Source organism: Fusobacterium ulcerans ATCC 49185 (assembly GCF_900683735.1).
In the GTDB taxonomy this organism is placed as follows: domain Bacteria; phylum Fusobacteriota; class Fusobacteriia; order Fusobacteriales; family Fusobacteriaceae; genus Fusobacterium_A; species Fusobacterium_A ulcerans_A.
Window position 1 is genome coordinate 616,423 of sequence record NZ_LR215979.1, and the last position, 19,032, is coordinate 635,454.

At 29.6% G+C, this 19,032-nt stretch carries 15 protein-coding genes and 1 pseudogene; 11 read left to right on the forward strand and 5 right to left on the reverse strand.

Annotated elements, in window-relative coordinates; genetic code table 11:
• Positions 1 to 11: 11 nt before the first annotated feature.
• Genes E0E45_RS02810 through E0E45_RS02820 form a run of 3 tightly spaced genes read left to right on the forward strand, consistent with a single transcriptional unit; the run spans position 12 to position 2,013 of the window.
• Positions 12 to 815: a tRNA lysidine(34) synthetase gene (locus E0E45_RS02810; protein WP_130889754.1), complete on the forward strand. Its 804-nt coding sequence runs from the start codon at positions 12 to 14 to the stop codon at positions 813 to 815.
• Between the two features lie 2 nt (positions 816 to 817).
• Entirely contained in the window at positions 818 to 1,579 is a 762-nt protein-coding gene (locus tag E0E45_RS02815; RefSeq protein WP_130889755.1) for an ATP-binding protein, read from the forward strand.
• A 41-nt stretch (positions 1,580 to 1,620) separates the two neighbouring features.
• Positions 1,621 to 2,013, forward strand: a complete 393-nt coding sequence (locus tag E0E45_RS02820) for a YccF domain-containing protein (protein WP_130889756.1) — start codon at positions 1,621 to 1,623, stop codon at positions 2,011 to 2,013.
• A 184-nt stretch (positions 2,014 to 2,197) separates the two neighbouring features.
• Here E0E45_RS02820 and E0E45_RS02825 read toward each other — a convergent pair whose 3' ends face one another.
• Positions 2,198 to 3,343 (reverse strand): M20 family metallopeptidase, encoded by a 1,146-nt coding sequence (locus E0E45_RS02825; protein WP_130889757.1) that lies wholly within the window; start codon positions 3,341 to 3,343, stop codon positions 2,198 to 2,200.
• A 118-nt stretch (positions 3,344 to 3,461) separates the two neighbouring features.
• Entirely contained in the window at positions 3,462 to 4,853 is a 1,392-nt protein-coding gene (gene nhaC, locus E0E45_RS02830; RefSeq protein WP_130889758.1) for a Na+/H+ antiporter NhaC, read from the reverse strand.
• A 446-nt stretch (positions 4,854 to 5,299) separates the two neighbouring features.
• Here nhaC and E0E45_RS02835 point away from each other — a divergent pair, with 446 nt between their 5' ends.
• From E0E45_RS02835 to E0E45_RS02860, 7 genes are all read left to right on the forward strand, one after another.
• Positions 5,300 to 5,953, forward strand: a complete 654-nt coding sequence (locus E0E45_RS02835; RefSeq protein WP_130889759.1) for a GntR family transcriptional regulator — start codon at positions 5,300 to 5,302, stop codon at positions 5,951 to 5,953.
• Between the two features lie 235 nt (positions 5,954 to 6,188).
• On the forward strand, positions 6,189 to 7,367 hold the full coding sequence (locus tag E0E45_RS02840; protein ID WP_130889760.1) for a hypothetical protein: 1,179 nt from the start codon (positions 6,189 to 6,191) through the stop codon (positions 7,365 to 7,367).
• Positions 7,368 to 7,409: 42 nt separating this feature from the next.
• Positions 7,410 to 9,017 (forward strand): gamma-glutamyltransferase, encoded by a 1,608-nt coding sequence (ggt, locus tag E0E45_RS02845; protein WP_130889466.1) that lies wholly within the window; start codon positions 7,410 to 7,412, stop codon positions 9,015 to 9,017.
• A 235-nt stretch (positions 9,018 to 9,252) separates the two neighbouring features.
• The gene (trhA, locus tag E0E45_RS02850; RefSeq protein WP_130889761.1) at positions 9,253 to 9,882 is read left to right on the forward strand and encodes a PAQR family membrane homeostasis protein TrhA; all 630 of its coding nucleotides are present in this window, start codon (positions 9,253 to 9,255) and stop codon (positions 9,880 to 9,882) included.
• Between the two features lie 12 nt (positions 9,883 to 9,894).
• Positions 9,895 to 10,572, forward strand: a complete 678-nt coding sequence (locus tag E0E45_RS02855; protein WP_130889762.1) for a response regulator transcription factor — start codon at positions 9,895 to 9,897, stop codon at positions 10,570 to 10,572.
• 12 nt (positions 10,573 to 10,584) lie between these two features.
• Entirely contained in the window at positions 10,585 to 10,731 is a 147-nt protein-coding gene (locus E0E45_RS17540; RefSeq protein ID WP_005951366.1) for a hypothetical protein, read from the forward strand.
• A 26-nt stretch (positions 10,732 to 10,757) separates the two neighbouring features.
• Positions 10,758 to 13,259 carry an AMP-binding protein gene (locus tag E0E45_RS02860; protein WP_130889763.1) on the forward strand — a complete coding sequence of 834 codons (2,502 nt, stop codon included), beginning with the start codon at positions 10,758 to 10,760 and terminating at the stop codon, positions 13,257 to 13,259.
• A gap of 195 nt (positions 13,260 to 13,454) precedes the next feature.
• On the opposite strand, the pseudogene E0E45_RS02865 reads toward E0E45_RS02860, so the two are convergent.
• From E0E45_RS02865 to E0E45_RS02875, 3 genes and pseudogenes are all read right to left on the reverse strand, one after another.
• Positions 13,455 to 14,405: pseudogene (locus E0E45_RS02865) on the reverse strand (IS91 family transposase); the annotation flags it as partial.
• Positions 14,406 to 14,420: 15 nt separating this feature from the next.
• Positions 14,421 to 14,663, reverse strand: coding sequence for a transposase zinc-binding domain-containing protein (locus E0E45_RS02870; RefSeq protein WP_130889764.1), 243 nt, complete (start codon positions 14,661 to 14,663; stop codon positions 14,421 to 14,423).
• A gap of 97 nt (positions 14,664 to 14,760) precedes the next feature.
• A complete protein-coding gene (locus tag E0E45_RS02875) occupies positions 14,761 to 15,954 on the reverse strand; it encodes a coenzyme F420-0:L-glutamate ligase (RefSeq protein WP_130889765.1) in 1,194 nt (397 codons plus the stop codon).
• A 604-nt stretch (positions 15,955 to 16,558) separates the two neighbouring features.
• Here E0E45_RS02875 and E0E45_RS02880 point away from each other — a divergent pair.
• Positions 16,559 to 19,021, forward strand: coding sequence for an AMP-binding protein (locus E0E45_RS02880; RefSeq protein WP_130889766.1), 2,463 nt, complete (start codon positions 16,559 to 16,561; stop codon positions 19,019 to 19,021).
• The last annotated feature ends 11 nt before the right edge of the window (positions 19,022 to 19,032 follow it).

Here is a 19,032-nt window from a genome sequence, read left to right on the forward strand (position 1 = left end):
AGGAGGAACAGATGAAAAAGGGAGAAATAGCTTTAGAAAGTTTAAGAACTACATATAGAAAAAAAATATGGACAAAATTTGTAAAAGCCATAAAAGATTTTAATCTTATAGAAGATGGAGATAGAATAGCAGTAGGAGTATCAGGAGGGAAGGACAGCCTTCTTTTATGTAAATTATTTCAAGAAATGAAAAAAGATAGAAGCAAAAAGTTTGAAGTAGCTTTTATTTCAATGAATCCTGGTTTTGGAGCTATGGATATGGAGCAGTTTAAAGCTAATCTTGAAGAACTTGAAATACCATGTGAAGTTTTTGAAGCTAATGTATGGGAGATTGCATTTAAAGAAAATCCAGAAAGTCCATGCTTTTTATGTGCCAAGATGAGAAGAGGGGTACTTTATAATAAAGTGGAGGAGCTAGGATATAACAAGCTTGCTTTAGGACATCATTTTGATGATGTGGTAGAAACAACTATGATAAATATATTTTATGCAGGAACTGTAAAAACAATGATACCTAAGGTAAAATCAACAAGTGGGAAAATGGAACTTATAAGACCTATGGTATACATAAAAGAAAAGGATATAATAGCCTATACTCAAAGAAACGAGATAGAAGCTATGGGATGTGGGTGTCCTGTGGAATCTGGTAAAACTGATTCTAAAAGAAAAGAGATAAAAATTCTTTTGAATGAACTTGAAGAAAAAAATCCAAATATAAAGCAAAGTATTTTTAATTCTATGAAGAATATCAACCTTGACTATGTCATTGGATATACAAGAGGAAATAAAAGTGATACTAATAAGACAGAGGAATAATAATGGAAGAGATAATAAAAAAAGAAAATAATATATTAAATTTTATAGAAAATAAGAATTTCAGTAAAACTATATGGAGCCCTGTAGGTCGTGCAATGCATAAATATAATATGATAGGGGCAGGAGACAGAATAGCTGTGGGGGTATCAGGAGGGAAAGACAGTCTGACTACTCTAAATGCTTTAATAAGAATAAAAAAGATAGCTAATATAGATTTTGAAATTATTCCTATTCATATACACCCTAATATTGATAAAGCGTCATTTGAAGTAATAGAAAAGTATTGTGAAAAACTGGGATTAAAACTTCAAGTGGAGCATACAAATTTAAGTGATATGCTTTTTGGAGAAAAGGAAGTAAAAAATCCATGTTTTTTGTGCGGAAGAATAAGAAGAGGAATTCTTTATAGAATGATGAAAGAGCAGGAAATAAATAAACTTGCTTTGGGGCATCATAAAGATGATATAATAGAAACTTTTCTTATGAATGTATTTTATCAAGGGAATATGAAAATGATGAAACCGTGTTATCTTTCAAAAGAATATGGAGTTACTGTAATAAGACCACTTGCATTTGTTGAAGAAAAAGATATAATAAGATATGTGAATAAATTGGATCTTCCTGTGGTAAAATCAGATTGTCCATATGAAGTCAGCGAAAATTCAAGAAGATTGAGAGTTAAAAATCTTATAAAAGAGATATCTTTAGAAAATAAAGATGTAAGGAGTGTTATTTTTAACAGCATCAAAGAATTACTGGATTAAAATTTAGACATCAATTGGAATTACAAATATAAGGAGGAATTATGAGTTTATTATTAAATATTATATGGCTATTTTTAGGAGGATTAGTTCTAGCTTTTGAATGGTTTATAGCAGGAATAATAAGTACAGTACTTATAATAACTATACCATTTGCAAGGGGTTGCTTTGAAATGGCTAGTTCATGTTTGACACCTTTTGGAAAGGATATAGTACTAAAAACTGAATATGGAGAGCTACCAAGACCAATATCAGCATTTTTATGGATAATTCTTTTAGGAATATGGCTGGCAATATCACATATCATAGCTGGAATATTACAATGTATAACAATAATAGGAATACCTATGGGAATACAGAATTTTAAATTAGCTAAGATAGCTTTTAATCCATATAAATATACTTTGGTAGACAGAAGATTTACAGGCAGAAAATAATAAGGATAAATATCCTTACTTGCATTTTGGGTAAATTTTAGTTGGTAATTATAATTTAGAAGGTAAAATCCCAGAAAGAACTATCTGTTCTAATCAGATAGTTCTTTTTATAGAAAAAAGCTGACAAGAAGAAAATCTTCAAGTCAGCTTTTTTGGTGTTCTTTGTTTTAGGGATACTTAATGATTATTTTGAAAGCTTTGAAACTGTTTTTATATAAATTTCTGTGGCAGCAAGTACTTGATGGATATGTCCATATTCATTAGCTCCATGCATATTTCCTCCAGAAGGTCCAAAAGTTACTGTAGGAATATCTAAAGAGTTAGCTAATATGTTAGAGTCACAAACTGATTTGTCAAATTCTATTCTGATTTCATTACCAGTTACTTCTTTGAATGTTTCTTTTACAGTTTGAACTAATATATGAGATTCTTCTAATGCAAATGGTTCCATATATGCTGAGTTTCTAGGTTTTAACCTTACATCTACTTTACCAGCTAATCCTAATTTTTCAGCAGCCTCTAGTATTTGTTTTTCACAAACTTCATAAGTTTCTCCAGGAACAGTGTATCTGTCTATGAATAGATCACATTTTTCAGGAACTATAAGAGCATTTTTTACTCCACCCTCTATACTTCTTACTACCCAAGTTCCTCCACCAAGAGTTGGATGGATAATAGTAGGAAGTTCTTCTATAGCTATTGCTAGCTTACTTCCAGAGATAAGAGCATTTTCTCCAACATTTGGATAATGACTAGCATGAGCAGCCTTTCCAGATACAGTAACTTCAATGCTGTATCTTCCTCTAAAACCAATAGCCATATTGTCAAACCTGCATTCAGCCATTATAGCCATATCAGCACTTAATCCTTCATTAACTAATTGATAAGTTCCTTTAGAAAGATTTTCTTCATCTGATACAAAAGCAAGAACAAGTTCTCCAGTAAATTTATCTTTATTTTCTGAATAGTATTTTGCAGTAGCAAGAATAGCAGCAAGTCCACCTTTCATATCCATAGCACCAAGACCATATGTTCTATCTCCATCTTCAGTGGGAGTAAAAGGATCAGTATTCCATCCATTTGCTACTTTTACTGTATCTATATGACCAATAAGCATAACTCTAGGACCAGGTTTTCCACTATCTAAAACAGCATATACAGAGGGACTTTGTTTTTCTTTATCCCCTTCATAATAACTCATTTTAGGTTCAAGTCCAAATTCTTTTAATTTTTCAGAAACATATTCAGCAAGCTTTGCTTCTTCTCCAGTAATGCTTCTGATTTTTATCATATCATACCAGTACTCTTTGATCAAATTTTCATTTATCATAATATTAACCCCCAATATAGTTTATTTTTTAGGTTTAGTTTTAAGTTTTATTCTTTTTATTTTTTAAGCACTGATGCTTTTCCCCTGTCTGTTATTTCTCTGCCTTAAAATTAATTTTTTATTGTTTATTCCCATCAACTTTTTCAATAGTGAATCCTGTAATTACATAGATAAAAGAAATTATTATACTTAAATAAGTGACTGGAGCATATAGAATAAAATCCATTGTTTTTACTCCAAGAGTAGTTGCAACAAACACACCTGTAACACTCCATGGAACAATTGGAGCAAATCCAGTACCTGTATCTAAAAGTATTCTAGCTAAATTTTTTCTTTTTAATCCATAAGAATCAAATAAACCTCTTACCATTTGCCCAAGAACTGAATAAGTTACATAGTAACTTCCAGTTATTGTAAAGAATAGAGAGTGTAAAATAAATACTCCAACCATCATTGATTTACCAGTTTTAGCTATGTTAGTTATTTTTTCAAGCAGAATATCAACAACTCCTGCTGTTCTCAATGGAGCACCAAATATAGCTGAAGCTATAAGAAGAGCAACTGTACTAAGCATACTGTTCAGTCCACCTCTAACAAGCATTTTATCAACAATAGCTACACCAGTTTTAGCAGTATATCCATTAGAAAGAGCTCCTGCTACCTGATTTAATGAAGAACCTTGGAATATCATAGCTAAAATACCACCAGCAATAATTCCAATAGTAAATACTGGTAATGTAGGTTTTTTCATGATAATAAGGACTAAAACCAATACTGGTGGAATTAGTAACAATGGATTTAATGTAAATGTTTTTTCCAGAGTTCCCATAATAAGATCATAACTTTCTCCACCAATAACTCCATCTTTATATTGAAGACCAATCACAAAATACATTATCAATGCTACTATAAATGCAGGTAAAGTTGTTTTAAAAGAATGCTTTATTGCCTCTAAAAGATTAACTTCACAAACTGCTGCTGAAAGTACAGTAGAATCAGACAAAGGTGAAAGTTTATCTCCGAAGATAGCTCCACTAACAACAGCTCCAGCTGTTAAAGGTAAAGATATTCCCAATCCAACAGCAACTCCCATAAATGCAATACCAACGGTACTTATTGTTCCCCAAGATGTTCCAGCCATAACTGACATTAATGTACAAATTATACATACCATTACCAAGAAAAGACTTGGACTAAGAACTTTCATTCCATAGTATATCATAAGAGGAACAGTTCCAGAAATCATCCATGCCCCAACTAAAACTCCAACAGATAGAACAATAAGGATAGGAACAGCCATAGTAGTTATAGTTTTCACTATATCACTTTGGATATTAGAATATTCAATTCCAAAGATAGTAGAAATTATAACAGTGATAACTCCTCCAAATAATAAAATAATAGCAGTAGGTGCCTTAACAACTTTTATTCCTAATATGATAACAAGTATCGAAATAATAAGAATAAGCATAGCCTGACCAGATGAAACCTTTTTTGCTTGGTTTTCCATAAAGATAACCCCCCATTTTAATTTAATATATGCCCTTTAAAGATTGTATACAACTTTTTTAATTTTAGAATATTGTATACGATTTCTTAAACAAAGTTTAATAGATAATCAGTGATTTGTCAATACTTTTTTTGATATAAATGTATTATTTTAATTTTTTTTGATTTATTTTAATATTTAAAATGTAGATAATATATCTAAAAAATTGTTGTTTGGAAAAAATGACAATGACTCAAAAATTATTCTATATAGCATATAATTTTTTATAAAGTATATTTTGTGGATTATTAGATATATAAAAAAATATGTAAAATTTGAAAATATTTTATTATTATTGATTTTTTTAGTAGAATTTAATTTGAAATCCTAGATTAAAAAGAAAAAGTATGATAAAATTATTGTGGGAGAATCAATTTTTGGGTAAATTTTATTAAGGAGTGTAACATATGAGAGAAAATGCTATAGAGGTTATGGATAGAAGAACACTTGTATTTGAAGCATTAAAGAATGATATTATAAATGGTAATATAAAATTTGGAGAAAAGATAAATGAAAATGAATACTCTATCAGATATAATATAAGCAGAACACCCTTGAGAGAAGCATTAAGTAAATTAGAAATGATGGGGATAATTGAAAGAATACCTTTTAAAGGTGTGTTTCTAAAAAAGTTTGATTCAAATAAAGTAAAAGAAATATATGAGATAAGACTAGAACTTGAATACATAATATATAAAGAAATAAAAGATATAATGACAGATAAACATATAAAAAAAGTTGAAAAAATAATAGCAAAAAGTCAAAAATATACTACTACTAATAATCTTGCAAAATTTTCAGAAACGTTGGAAGAATTTGATAATTATCTTTATTCGTTATCTAAAAAGGAATTATCTTTAAAAATACTTTCTGAATTATCATTTTATATGAACATATTTAAGAAAACAAATCCCAATATGCAGGAAACAGTTGATGAGCATGAAAAAATAATATTAGCTTTAAAAGAAAAAAATAATGATAAAATCTACCTTGCTTTAGAAGAGCATTTAGATAATGCAGCTGAGTATGTTGTAAAAACTTTTGATAAAATATCTATATAAAAATAAAAAAAGAATGGAAATAAATTCCATTTTTTTTTATTTCATAGTAAATTTACACCAATATTTTATTACTGTTAAGTTTTGTATACTAAAAATAATATATTGTATACGAAAAATATAAGAGATGCATTATTATGATATAGAAATTATATTTGTAAAAATATATTTTTCAAGGTATATCTTAGTAAATACTTTTTTGTAAAAGTATTAATAAATCTACAAGGGGGAAGTAGAAATGGAAAAATTTTTGATGCTTAGTATTGTAGCTGGCTTATTTGCAATTGGAGACATTTTAGGAGTTGCAACAAAAGCTAAACTTTCATCAGTATTCATTGCTTTGATGGGATTTCTTATCTTGTTTATGACAGGGATTATACCTTCAGATCTAATTGCAAAAGCGCAATTAGACAAAGTAGCAACTTTAGCAAGTCCTATATTAGTATTCCATATGGGAAGTATGGTAAATGTAAAACAGTTGATAGAGGAATGGAAAACTGTTTTAATGGCTTTCATAGGAATGGTAATAACTTGTATTGCAGTTTTCCTTGTAATGCCAATTGTAGGAAAAGAAGTGGCTATAGTTAGTATTCCTGTATTAAACGGGGGGATTGTTGCTACAAATATCATGGTAAATGGAGCTCTTGAAAAAGGATTTGTAACAGCAGCAGCTTTTGGTACATTTGCTTATGCTATTCAAAAATTTGTTGGAACACCACCAGCATCATTTTTTGGTTTAAGAGAAGCGAAAGTAATAATAGCAGATTACAGACTGAAAAAAGCTGATGGAGAAAAAATAATAGTCTCTGGGGGAAAGGAGAAAAAAGAAGAAGTAAAAAAAGAATGGTATAAAAAATATGATAAGTATTTTACTGTTTATGTATGTTTTGCAGTAACAGCTATATGCTGTTATTTTGCATCAATACTTGCTAAGTACACTGGGGTTGGAGCTACTATCTGGTCATTGGTTATAGCTGCTGTACTTGCATATTTAGGAATAATTCCACCAAGAATACTTGATAGAGGTAAAATGTCTGGTTTCTTCTCAATGCTGACATTTGCTCAGATTATTCCTTCGCTTGCTAAGATAAAATTTGATGATCTGATAGTTATGGGATATTATCTGATAGTTATATTTGGTGCAACAATGATTGGGCTATATGTATTTACACAAATACTTCCAATATGGAAACTTGTTGGGTCTAAAAATTTGGCTATGGGTATAGTTGTTGCTCAGCTTTTGGGATTCCCAGCAACTTATCTTATTTGTAATGAGATAGCTACTGCTGTGGCAGAAGATGAAGAAGAACATGAGTTTATAATGTCAAAACTTACACCTGCATATGTTGTTGCTGGACTGGCTTCTGTAACTACATTATCAGTAATTGTAGCAGGAGAATTTGTTAAAATGCTTTAATTTTTTAATAACATATAATTATGAATATTAGGGAGGAATAAGATGTTAAAATTTGATTCTACTATTTATCCATATCCATCAAGAAGAAATGTGATGTATGCTAAAAATGGTATGGTGGCAACTGGATCTCCACTTGCTGCACAGGCTGGACTTGAAATACTAAAAAAAGGAGGAAACGCAATCGATGCTGCTATTGCCACTGCTGCTGCTCTTACTGTTGTAGAGCCTACAGGTAATGGAATAGGTGGAGATGGATTTGCTATCCTTAGTGTAAATAATAAAATGTATGGACTTAATGCCAGCGGTCCTTCACCAAAGCTTATTGAAGCTCAAGACCTTTTAAACAAAGGATTGAAAGAGATGCCTAAATATGGATTTATTCCTGTAAATGTACCTGGAATACCTAAAGCTTGGGCAGAATTAAGCAAGAAATTTGGAAAACTTCCTTTAAGTGAAGTTGTAGCTCCAGCTGTAAAGTTAGCAAGAGAAGGGTATGCTGTACCTGTAAATGTTGCTAAACTTTGGAAGAAAGCAGCTGTTAACTTTGGAAAAGAAGAGGGAGAAGAATTTAAACCTTGGTTTGATACTTTTACTCAAGATGGAAAATGTCCTGAGATAGGAGATATAGTAAGACTTCCTGATCATGCAGATACTTTGGAAATGATAGGTGATACTTATGCAGATGCTTTCTACAAAGGAGAGCTTGCAGATAAAATAGATGCATTCTCTAAAAAATATAATGGATACCTTAGAAAAGATGACTTAGAGGAGTTTGAAGCAGAATGGGTAGAACCTATTTCTGTAAAATATCATGGATATGATGTTTATGAACTTCCACCAAATGGACATGGAATAAGCGCTCTTATGGCACTTAATATTCTTGATAGATTCCAGTTTGAAGCGAGAGAAACAGTAAGATCATATCATACAATGATAGAAGCAATGAAACTTGCATTTGTAGATGTACAAAAATATGTAGCTGATCCTAGATTTATGAAAGTAACAGTTGAGCAGCTGCTATCTAAAGCATATGCAGAGGATAGAGCAAAACTTATAGGAAATACAGCAATAATGCCAGAAGCAGGAGATCCATTCTGTGGAGGAACTGTATATCTTGCAGCAGCAGATAATGAAGGAAATATGATATCATATATTCAAAGCAACTATATGGGATTTGGTTCTGGAATGGTAGTACCAGGAACAGGAATAGCTCTTCATAACAGAGGAAATAACTTTAACCTTGACCTTGAAAGTGCAAACTGTGTAGGACCAGCAAAAAGACCATATCATACAATAATTCCTGGATTCCTTGGAAAAGATGGAAAAGCTGTAGGCCCATTTGGAGTAATGGGAGGATTTATGCAGCCGCAAGGACATGTACAGGTAGTAACTAATACAGTAGATTTCCTAATGAATCCACAGGCAGCATTAGATGCACCAAGATGGCAATGGGTAGGAAAGAAAAATATAGAACTTGAACATGGAGTTCCTGAGCATATAGCATATGAGCTTGCAGCTATGGGACATGATATAAAAGTTCTTTATGATCCACTTATGATGGGAAGAGGAGAGATCATCTGGAGAATGGAAAATGGAGTTCTTGTAGGAGGAACTGAACCTAGAACAGATGGACATATTGCTTTATATTAGTATGAAAAAAATACATTAAAAGACTATTAGGGGTATTGGTTGAAAGAACAATATCCCTTTTATGATTTTTATGGTATAATGTAAAATAAAAAAATATAGAAACTAGGTTTATATAGAAAATATATAAATCTTAGAGCTGATTTATTTTGAAAAGTTGGATTTAAAATATGATATAATATAAAAAAGAAAATACTTAAAAAAGGATGGTTATATTTTTTGAAAGGAGCTGAGTAATATGGATTACAATAAATTAGAAGAAAAATTTAACTTTATAACTCATTATATAGGTGCAGGAATGGCAATAGCGGGGTGTGTCACATTAATAGTGCATGCAGTTAGAACAGGATATTCAAATTATATAGTAGGTTCTTCTATATTTGGAGCTGCTCTTATTCTTATGTATGTTATGTCTGGAACTTATCATTTGCTGGAAGAAGGAAAAGCAAAAAAAATATTCAAGATACTTGATCATTCGGCAATATATGTATTGATATCTGCATCATACACACCTTATCTTCTTACTGTAGTTGAAGGTAAAAGCAGATGGATACTTTTTGCAGTACAATGGGGATTGACTTTTTTAGGTATAATATTTAAAATATTCTTTGTTGGAAGATTTAAAATTATTTCTACTTTATTATATATAGTTATGGGATGGATAGTAGTATTTGTATTTAAAGATCTTAAAAATTCTTTAAGTCCTGTTTCTTTGAATCTTCTTGTAACAGGAGGAGTTGTTTATACAGTAGGAGTAATATTTTATGCAATGAAAAAACTTAAATTTGCTCATTCTATATGGCATATGTTTGTAATAGGAGGAAGTGTTCTTAATTATCTTTCTATTTACAATATTATCCATACATAAAAGGTGGAATAAATGAATATTCTTATAGTGCAAAAAGATATAGATATAAAAAAATATTTGAAAAAAGGGTTAAAAGAAGCAGGGTATTCAGCAGAGGATAGTTCTGACTGGGAAGATGCCTATTATCATGCAGTATCTGGTAATTATGAGCTTATAATACTTGATACTATAATTGGAGATAAAACAGGAATAGAATTATGTGAGAAAATAAGAAAGGAGAATATCGAATCAGGGATAATCTTCATATCTTCTGAAGATAAAATAGAGAAAAAAGTAGAGGCTCTAGATGCAGGAGCTGATGACTATATAGTCAAACCTTTTTCTTTTATAGAACTTTTAGGAAGAATAAGAGCAGTGATAAGAAGAAGTGTAAAAAGCTCTGCTGCAGGAAATAATGTAATTACAATAAAAGACTTATCAATAAACTTCCTTACAAGAGAGGTGAGAAGAGGAGACAGACTTATAGAGCTTACATATAAAGAATTTTCTCTTCTTGAATATTTGGTGAGAAACAAAAATCTTGTTCTCAGTAGAACAATGATAAAAGAAAAAATATGGAGTATAAACTTTACAAGTAATACCAATATAGTAGATGTATATATGACTCATTTGAGAGGAAAAATAGATAAAGATCACAAAGATAAATTAATATATACAGTAAGAGGAGTGGGATATATCCTCAAAGGATAAAAGGAGATGAGTATGAATTTTTATGTAAAAATGCTTATAAAGGTTTTGGAAAAAAGCATGAGTGCACAAGAAAGTGAAGTTTTAAAAAAACTAAAATCTGGAATAGATTTAAATAATAAAGATAGAAAACAATTGGAAGAGATGATAGATAATCTGTAAGATATCTCTGACAACAGGAGGCAGTAATGAATTTTTTACATGACAGGGGAAAAGCAGCTATTATATATAAGGATAGAGAATATTCATATAAGGAGCTAATAACAGGAATAAAGTATTATTCCACATTATTAAAAATAAAAAAAGGTGATAAAGTTGTTGTATATATAGAAAATAGACCTGAGATAATAGAAGCACTTTTTTCTGTATGGAATTCAAAAGGAATAGGAGTTGTATTAGATGCAGGTTATACAGCAGAACAACTTCTTTATGTATTTGAAGATGCAAAACCTCAATATATTTATGCAACTAATAAGAATTATAAAAATGTTATAGAAGCTAAAGAGAAATATGGAAAAGAAATAGAAGTAATAAATGTAGATGAGATAGTAGTGCCAGAAAATTTTATACCAACTGATTATGAAGTAAATATAGATGATGTAGAAGATGTAGCTCTTTTGCTGTATACTTCTGGAACAACTGGAAATCCTAAAGGTGTAATGCTTACATATAATAATCTTTTATCTAATATAAATGCTATAAAAGCAATAGAACTGGTAGATGAAACTGACAGAATACTTGCTATACTTCCATATCATCATATATTTCCATTAAATATAAATTTACTTATGACTATGTATTTTGGAACTTTGGTTGTAATATTAGATGAAATGTCTTCAGAAGCCTTAAAAAAAGCCCTGAAAGATTATAAAATAACTGTAATAATTGGAGTCCCTAGAGTGTGGGAAATGCTTCATAAAGCTATAATGGGGCAGATAAACAAAAGCTGGATAATTAAAAAATTATTCAAATTGTGTCAGAAGATAAATAGTCGTGCACTTAGCAGACTAGTATTTAAAAAAGTTAATGATGAATTAGGTGGATCATTAAGGGTAATGGCATCAGGAGGAGCCAAATTAGATACTGAGATTGCCAGAGATTATCTTACTCTTGGTCTGCCATTGATGGAAGGATACGGACTTACTGAAACTTCTCCAATTATTTCATTCAATAATCCTCATAGAATAAAACCTGGAACAGTAGGAGAACTTATACCAGATATAGAAGTAAAAATAGCTGAAGATGGAGAGGTTCTTGTAAAAGGTACCAATGTAATGAAAGGGTACTATAATAATCCTAAAGCAACAGCTGAAGTAATAGATGATGAGGGATGGTTTCATACAGGGGATCTTGGTAAATTAGAAAATAATTATCTGACTATTATTGGAAGAAAAAAAGAAATGATTGTTCTTTCAAATGGAAAAAATATTAACCCAAGTGATATTGAAAGTGAAATATTCAAAGGAACAGATCTTATAAAAGAGATAGCTGTTATGGAATATAATAATCATTTGATGGCAGTTGTATATCCAGATTTTGACCTTATAAAACATAGAAAGATAACTAATATAAAAGAAACATTAAAATGGGAGATAATAGATAAATATAATGTTACAGCTCCTAAATACAGAAAAATACTTGAAATAAAAATTGTAAAAGATGAACTTCCAAAAACTAAACTCGGAAAAGTAAGAAGATTTATGCTGAATGATTTTCTTGCAGGACAAGCAATAGAAGATGGGAATGAAGAAAATTCAAAAGCTGATATAAAAAAGGAAATAGTAATTCCTCAGGAATTTAAATCTGAATATAAAACTTTAAAAGATTATATAGAGAAAAATTATAATGTGGAAGTTACTCCTGATGCTCATTTAGAACTTGATTTAGGATTAGATTCACTGGATATAGTAGAAATACTATCTTTTATAGAAATGAGTTTTGGAATAAAAATAACAGAAGAAGAGTTTACTGATATAAAAAATGTATTGGATATGGCTAAATTTGTTAAGGAAAGAGGAGGAGAATTCAGTGATAATGAAGTAGACTGGAAAACTATCCTTAATCAAGATATAGACATCAAGCTTCCTAGATCAGCATGGGTAGGAAAGTTTATGAGATTTATATTTAAACCATTATTCAGTATATACTTTAGTCTTAAAAAAGAGGGTCAGGATAAAATACTTTCAGAACCTGCAATATATGTTGGAAATCATCAGAGTTTTCTAGATGCTCTTATTTTTAATCAGGCAATATCTTCTGCCAAGATGAAGGATACATATTATCTTGGAACAATAGTGCATTTTGATTCACCTTTAAGAAAATATCTGGCGGAAAGAGGAAATGTTCTTATTATAGATATAAATAAAAATCTGAAAGAAACTTTACAAGTAAGCGCAAAGGTATTGAAAGAAGGAAAAAATCTTGTTATATTTCCAGAGGGAGCAAGAACAAGAGATGGAGAGATACAAGATTTCAAAAAGACTTTTGCTATTCTTTCTAAGGAATTGAATATACCAGTTGTTCCATTTGGAATAAAAGGTGCATATGAAGCTATGCCTTATGGGCAAAGATTTCCTAGTATGATGCCAATATCTATAAAATTTTTTGATAAGGTGATGCCAGAAGGATTGACAGTGGAAGAAATAGTTGAAAAAAGTAAGGATGAAATAGAGTTATGGTTAATAAAATAATAATATAATAAAAAAAGAGATTGGCTGAAAAAATTTTTTCAGCTAATCTCTTTTAATTTTATTTCTTAGGAAATTATAATTTGATAAATTTGTTGAAAAAATAAAAAATATTAATTATTTTGTATTCATACTAGATATATTAATTGAATAAGATTAAAATTGACAGCACAAAAAAGCTGATTGTTAATCAGCTATTTAGCGATATTCTTTCCAGCAAATGGAGCCTGTATGTATATTAAAATATGATATTTTTTTAACTTTCATTCTGGTATTACATTTAAAACAATAAAAAGGATTTACTCCAAAAGCTTTCCATATTTCAAGTTGATAAAAAGTAAAATTGGAATATTTAGAGACATATTTTCTCATGAATTTCATGATGTTTTTAAGTTCTGATTTAATATTTCTAGAATAGATTCCAAAGCGCCTAATCATTTTGAAATGTTTAGGGGGAATGTGAATAATTAATTTGGAAAGAAATGTTTCTGCATCTAAAGTAAGCTCAATTCTTTGTTTATCATCAGCAAGACTTTCATAATAGAAAGTAACCTTATTATCATAAAAATCAATAATTTTATATTCTGCGATAGGAGCTCTTGCTAGATATCTGCCAATATATTTAATTGCATAAATATTATTATTTAAATCATTTTTTGCAACATTGAAAAAGAATCTTGTATTTTTGCGATAAAGGTAGTTAGCAGCAGCATAAGCTTTAGCTTTAATTTCAGGCTTGTCATAATTTCCAGATTTAACAATATCAATAACCATTTTTTTCCATTGTCCAGCAATGGAATTGACATGAAAATATTTTTTTTCAAGAAATTGGTAGTTTTTATTGAAACCACCTAAAGTAACAATAGCATGAATATGAGGGTTCCATTTAAGATCGCGTCCAAAGGTGTGAATAACAGTAATCAATCCATAATGAATGATATCTGAGTTAGTAAAGTATTTAGAAGAATATTTTGAAATTTTATGAATTCTTTGATTTTTTGCTTTAATGTTATGAAATTGATATTTAAAAACATCATTAACAGCATAAGCAAGCTTAGTTAAAAGATCTCTATCATAGAAGAAAAACATTCTAAGTTCTTCAGGAATAGTAAAAAGGACACTTCTATGTTTAACATCAATAAGAGAAGTGGAAGTTTTTTCAGTTCAAACAGCAGAATAACGTTTACCGCAGGAAGGACAAAATCTAGATTTACAAGTAACTTTAATTTTATGCGCATCATGACAATTAGGGCATTGAAGAGAGAGAAAAGATTTATCAATAGAACAAGCTAAGAATTTTTGAATAGTCTGTTTAACATCCTCAAAATGCTCATTTTTAAAATATTTCTTGATTTTACCTAAAAGATTTGTTATATTGATTTTAGAGATAATATGTTTGATTTGCATGTATGTCTCCTTTGTATAATTAGGGTGGTAACTATATTATACAAAAAAGAGAGCTGAGTAAAACATTTTTTTAAATGTTACTCAGCTTTTTTTATTATTAGTTATCTATGTAGTTATCAAAATATCCTTGAATTAAAATGATAGGAGTTCCTTTATCTCCACTTCCAGAAGTTAGATCACATAGCGAACCTATAAGGTCTGTAAGTCTTCTAGGAGTAGTTCCTTGAGTTATCATCTGTCCTTTAAGATCAGAATCTTTATTTTTTATAGCTTCAGCAACTGCTTTAGTCAATTCTTCGCCAGTAAGTCCAGCAAGATCATTATCAGCAAGGTATTTTAATTTTATTTCATTAGGAGTTCCTTCTAAACCGGGAGTATATCCAGGAGAAACTACAGGGTCAGCAAGTTCCCATATTTTTCCAACTGGGTCTTTAAATGCTCCATCTCCATATACCATTACCTCAATATTTTTTCCTGTTTTATCTAAAAACATTTTTTGAATAGTAAGAACGGTGTCCTTACAATCACGAGGGAAAAGTTTTATAGTATCCTCAGTAGCTTTATTAGATCCTAATAATCCATAATCTTCATTATATCCACTTCCATTTAGAGAAGAAGTAAGGATTTCATCCATACCAAATACTATTTTTGCCCCAGCTTTTTTTAATAATTTTCTAGTTCTGAAACGGGTATGGATATCACAGTTTAAAACGCAATCAGTGTAATTTAAAATAGCAGTAGGATTATTAGCAAATATTACTTCTACTTCTGTTCCTTGTTCTTTAATTAACTCAGAATAATATTCAATATAATTTACACCAGTAAATTCATGAAGAGGTTTTCCAAATTTTTCAGTAAATTCAGCCTCATTAAGAATATCGCTCCAAGGATTTACTCCTTTTTCATCTAAAAGTTCCATATCTATGAAGTGATTGCCAACTTCATCAGATGGATAACTAAACATAAGAACAATTTTTTTAGCTCCTTTAGCTATTCCTTTTAAGCATACAGAAAATCTGTTACGACTTAAAATTGGGAAAATAACACCAATAGTATTATCTCCATATTTATTTTTTACATCTGCTGCAATATCATCAGTAGTAGCATAATTTCCTTGAGCTCTGGCAACTATAGATTCTGTAACAGCAACAATGTCCTTGTTTCTTAATGTAATACCATCGCTTTCAACAGCAGCTAACACTGCATCAACCACGAAATCTTCAATTTTGTCACCTTGATGAATAATAGGTGCACGAAGTCCTCTAGAAATAGTTCCAACTAATCTTCCCATCACATTCTCCTTTAAAGTTATAAAGTATTAACAGTTCATTATAATACATATTTAAAGATATGTAAACCCTTTAATTGAATAATAAAATTTTATATATTTTAAAAATGAAATTTTATTTTTAAATGTTGTTTTTTATGCAAATTTTTTATATTGAATTAATACAAAAATATGATAAAATTTAAGAAAATACTAAATTTTGAAAGGAGGAAAAATTTGATAGAAATAAAAGAAAAAGTTTTAAAGTATATGAAAAAAAATAATTTTAATGGAATAATATTAAAAAAAGAGATACAGAGCTTTGGATGAGCAGGATGTCAAGATGTAATTCAGGGTGAATTCATAAAGGATACAGTTAATATTTCACAAAGCGAGATAAAATATATTATAAAAGATATAAATGGAATAAAAGTGTTTATTCCAGAATATTTAAAAAATATAAAAGAAATAAGAATAAGTTCATTATTTAGTGTTTTTAGTAAAATAATGATTTTAAATGTTGAATTAACATATATTTAGAATATATACAGGGGGACTGTTTTAATTGTCTAAAATTATAAAATATGCTATAATTGTGCTAAACGATTAAAATATTTAGGGGGATAAGTTGGAATTCGTAAGGGATTATAATAAGACAGCGATAATATATGAAGGAAGAAATATAAGCTATAAAGAAATGATAACTAAAGCTAAGATTTTTTCTTCACAGGTTTTAATTGAAAATGAAGATAGAGTCATTATTTATATGGAAAATAGACCAGAATTTCTCTATTCATTTTTGGGAGTTTGGGATAAATCAGGAACATGTGTATGTCTTGATTCAAGTTTGTCAGGAGATGAACTCGTTTACTATATAGAAGATTCTGATTCAAAATATATTTATACATCACAAAATAATCTTTCAAATGTAAAAAAAGCTTTGGAAATAACTGGAAAAAATTTAAAAATAGTAGTTGTAGATGAGGTTGAAGATTATGAAGTAACAGATGAACTTGTTCTCAATTCACCAGAACCTGAAAATATAGCTTTAATGCTGTATACCTCTGGAACTACTGGAAAACCTAAGGGAGTAATGCTGAAGTTTGATAATATACTTGTTAATATAGAGGGATTAGATAAATATAATATGTTTATCAAAGAGGATATTGTATTGGCACTTCTTCCATTGCATCATATATTTCCATTATTAGGTTCAGGAGTTGTTCCATTAGCTAAAGGAGCTACAATTATATTTCTTAAAGAAATGTCTTCACAAGCTATGATAGATGCTTTTCAGATTCATAAAGTGACTATGATGATTGGAGTACCTAGATTATGGGAAATGCTTCATCAAAAGATAATGGAAAAAATAAATGCAGGAAAAATAACTAAATTTATTTTTAAATTGTGCGAAAAAGTAGACAGTATATCTTTCAGCAAAAAAATATTTAAAAAGGTGCATGATAATTTTGGTGGAAATGTAAGATTTTTTGTATCAGGTGGTTCAAAACTTGATCCAAGAGTTTCAAAAGATTTTCTTACACTTGGATTAAAAGTATGTGAAGGGTATGGGATGACTGAAACTTCTCCAATGATTTCATTTACACCATTAAATGAGATAAGGCCAGGATCAGCAGGAAGAATACTTCCAGGAATAGAAGCCAAAATAGCAGATGATGGAGAGATTATTGCCAGAGGCAGAAATGTAATGAAGGGATATTACAATAAACCTGAAGAAACTGCTGAAACAATTGATAATGAAGGATGGATACATACAGGAGATTTAGGTGAAATAAAAGATAGTTTTCTTTATGTAACTGGAAGAAAAAAGGAAATGATTGTTTTATCAAATGGAAAAAATATTAATCCAATAGAAATAGAGCAGCAGATAATGAATAAAACAAATCTTATTCAGGAAATAGTTATAGCAGAGATTGATTCTGTACTCACAGCAGTAATATATCCTAATTTTCAAAAAATATATGATGAAAAAGTAACAAATATAAAAGAAACATTGAAATGGGGAGTCATTGATTCATATAATGGAAAAGCTCCTAACTATAGAAAAATACTTGATATAAGAATTGTACAGGAAGAAATGCCTAAAACAAAAATAGGTAAAATAAGAAGATTTATGATAGCTGATATGTTAAAAGAGAAGGAAACAGAAAGTCTTCAAATAGAAGAACCTAAATATGAAGAATATACTTCCATAAAAGATTATTTGATAAAAGTGAAAAATAGACCAGTATCTCCAACAGCTCATATAGAACTTGATTTGGGAATGGATTCTTTAGATATGGTAGAGCTTTTAACTTATTTAGAGAGCAATTTTGGGGTAAAAGGAGCAGAGAATATAATTCTTGATAATCCAACTGTAGAAAAGCTAGCTGAATTTGTAAAAGAAAATAGAAGTGATGAAAAGATTGAAGAAATTAACTGGAAAGATTATTTGAATAAAGATGTAGAAGCAGAGTTGCCTAAATCAAATATAGTAACAATGATTGGGAAATTTTTTACATGGCTTCCTTTCAAATTATATTTAAGAATACAAAAAAATGGATTGGAAAATCTAACAACAGAGCCAGTTATTTATGCTGGAAACCATCAAAGTCTTTTAGATGCTTTTATATTTAATCATTCAGTTCCATCAAAAATACTTAAAAGTATATATTATCTTGCAAAAGTAAAGCATTTCTCTAAAGGATATATGAAAAAACTTGGAGAAAATTCCAATGTTATTCTTGTAGATATAAATAAAAATCTTGGTGAAGTGCTTCAGACAATGGCTAAAGTATTGAGAGATGGAAAGAGTGTTGTTATATTTCCAGAAGGAGCTAGAACAAGAGATGGAAAGATGCTGGAATTTAAAAAGGCCTTTGCTATTTTAGCAAAGGAACTTAATATACCTGTTATACCATTTGGAATAAGAGGAGCATTTGAAGCTTTTCCTGCAAATACTAAATTTCCTAAAGCTTCTAAAATAGAAATTAAATTTTTTAAAAAAATATCTCCTGAGAAGCTAGATTATGATGAAATAGTTGAAAGAACAAGAGAGAGTCTTGTAAAATGGGTAGAAGATAAAAAGTAAATAAAAAATAA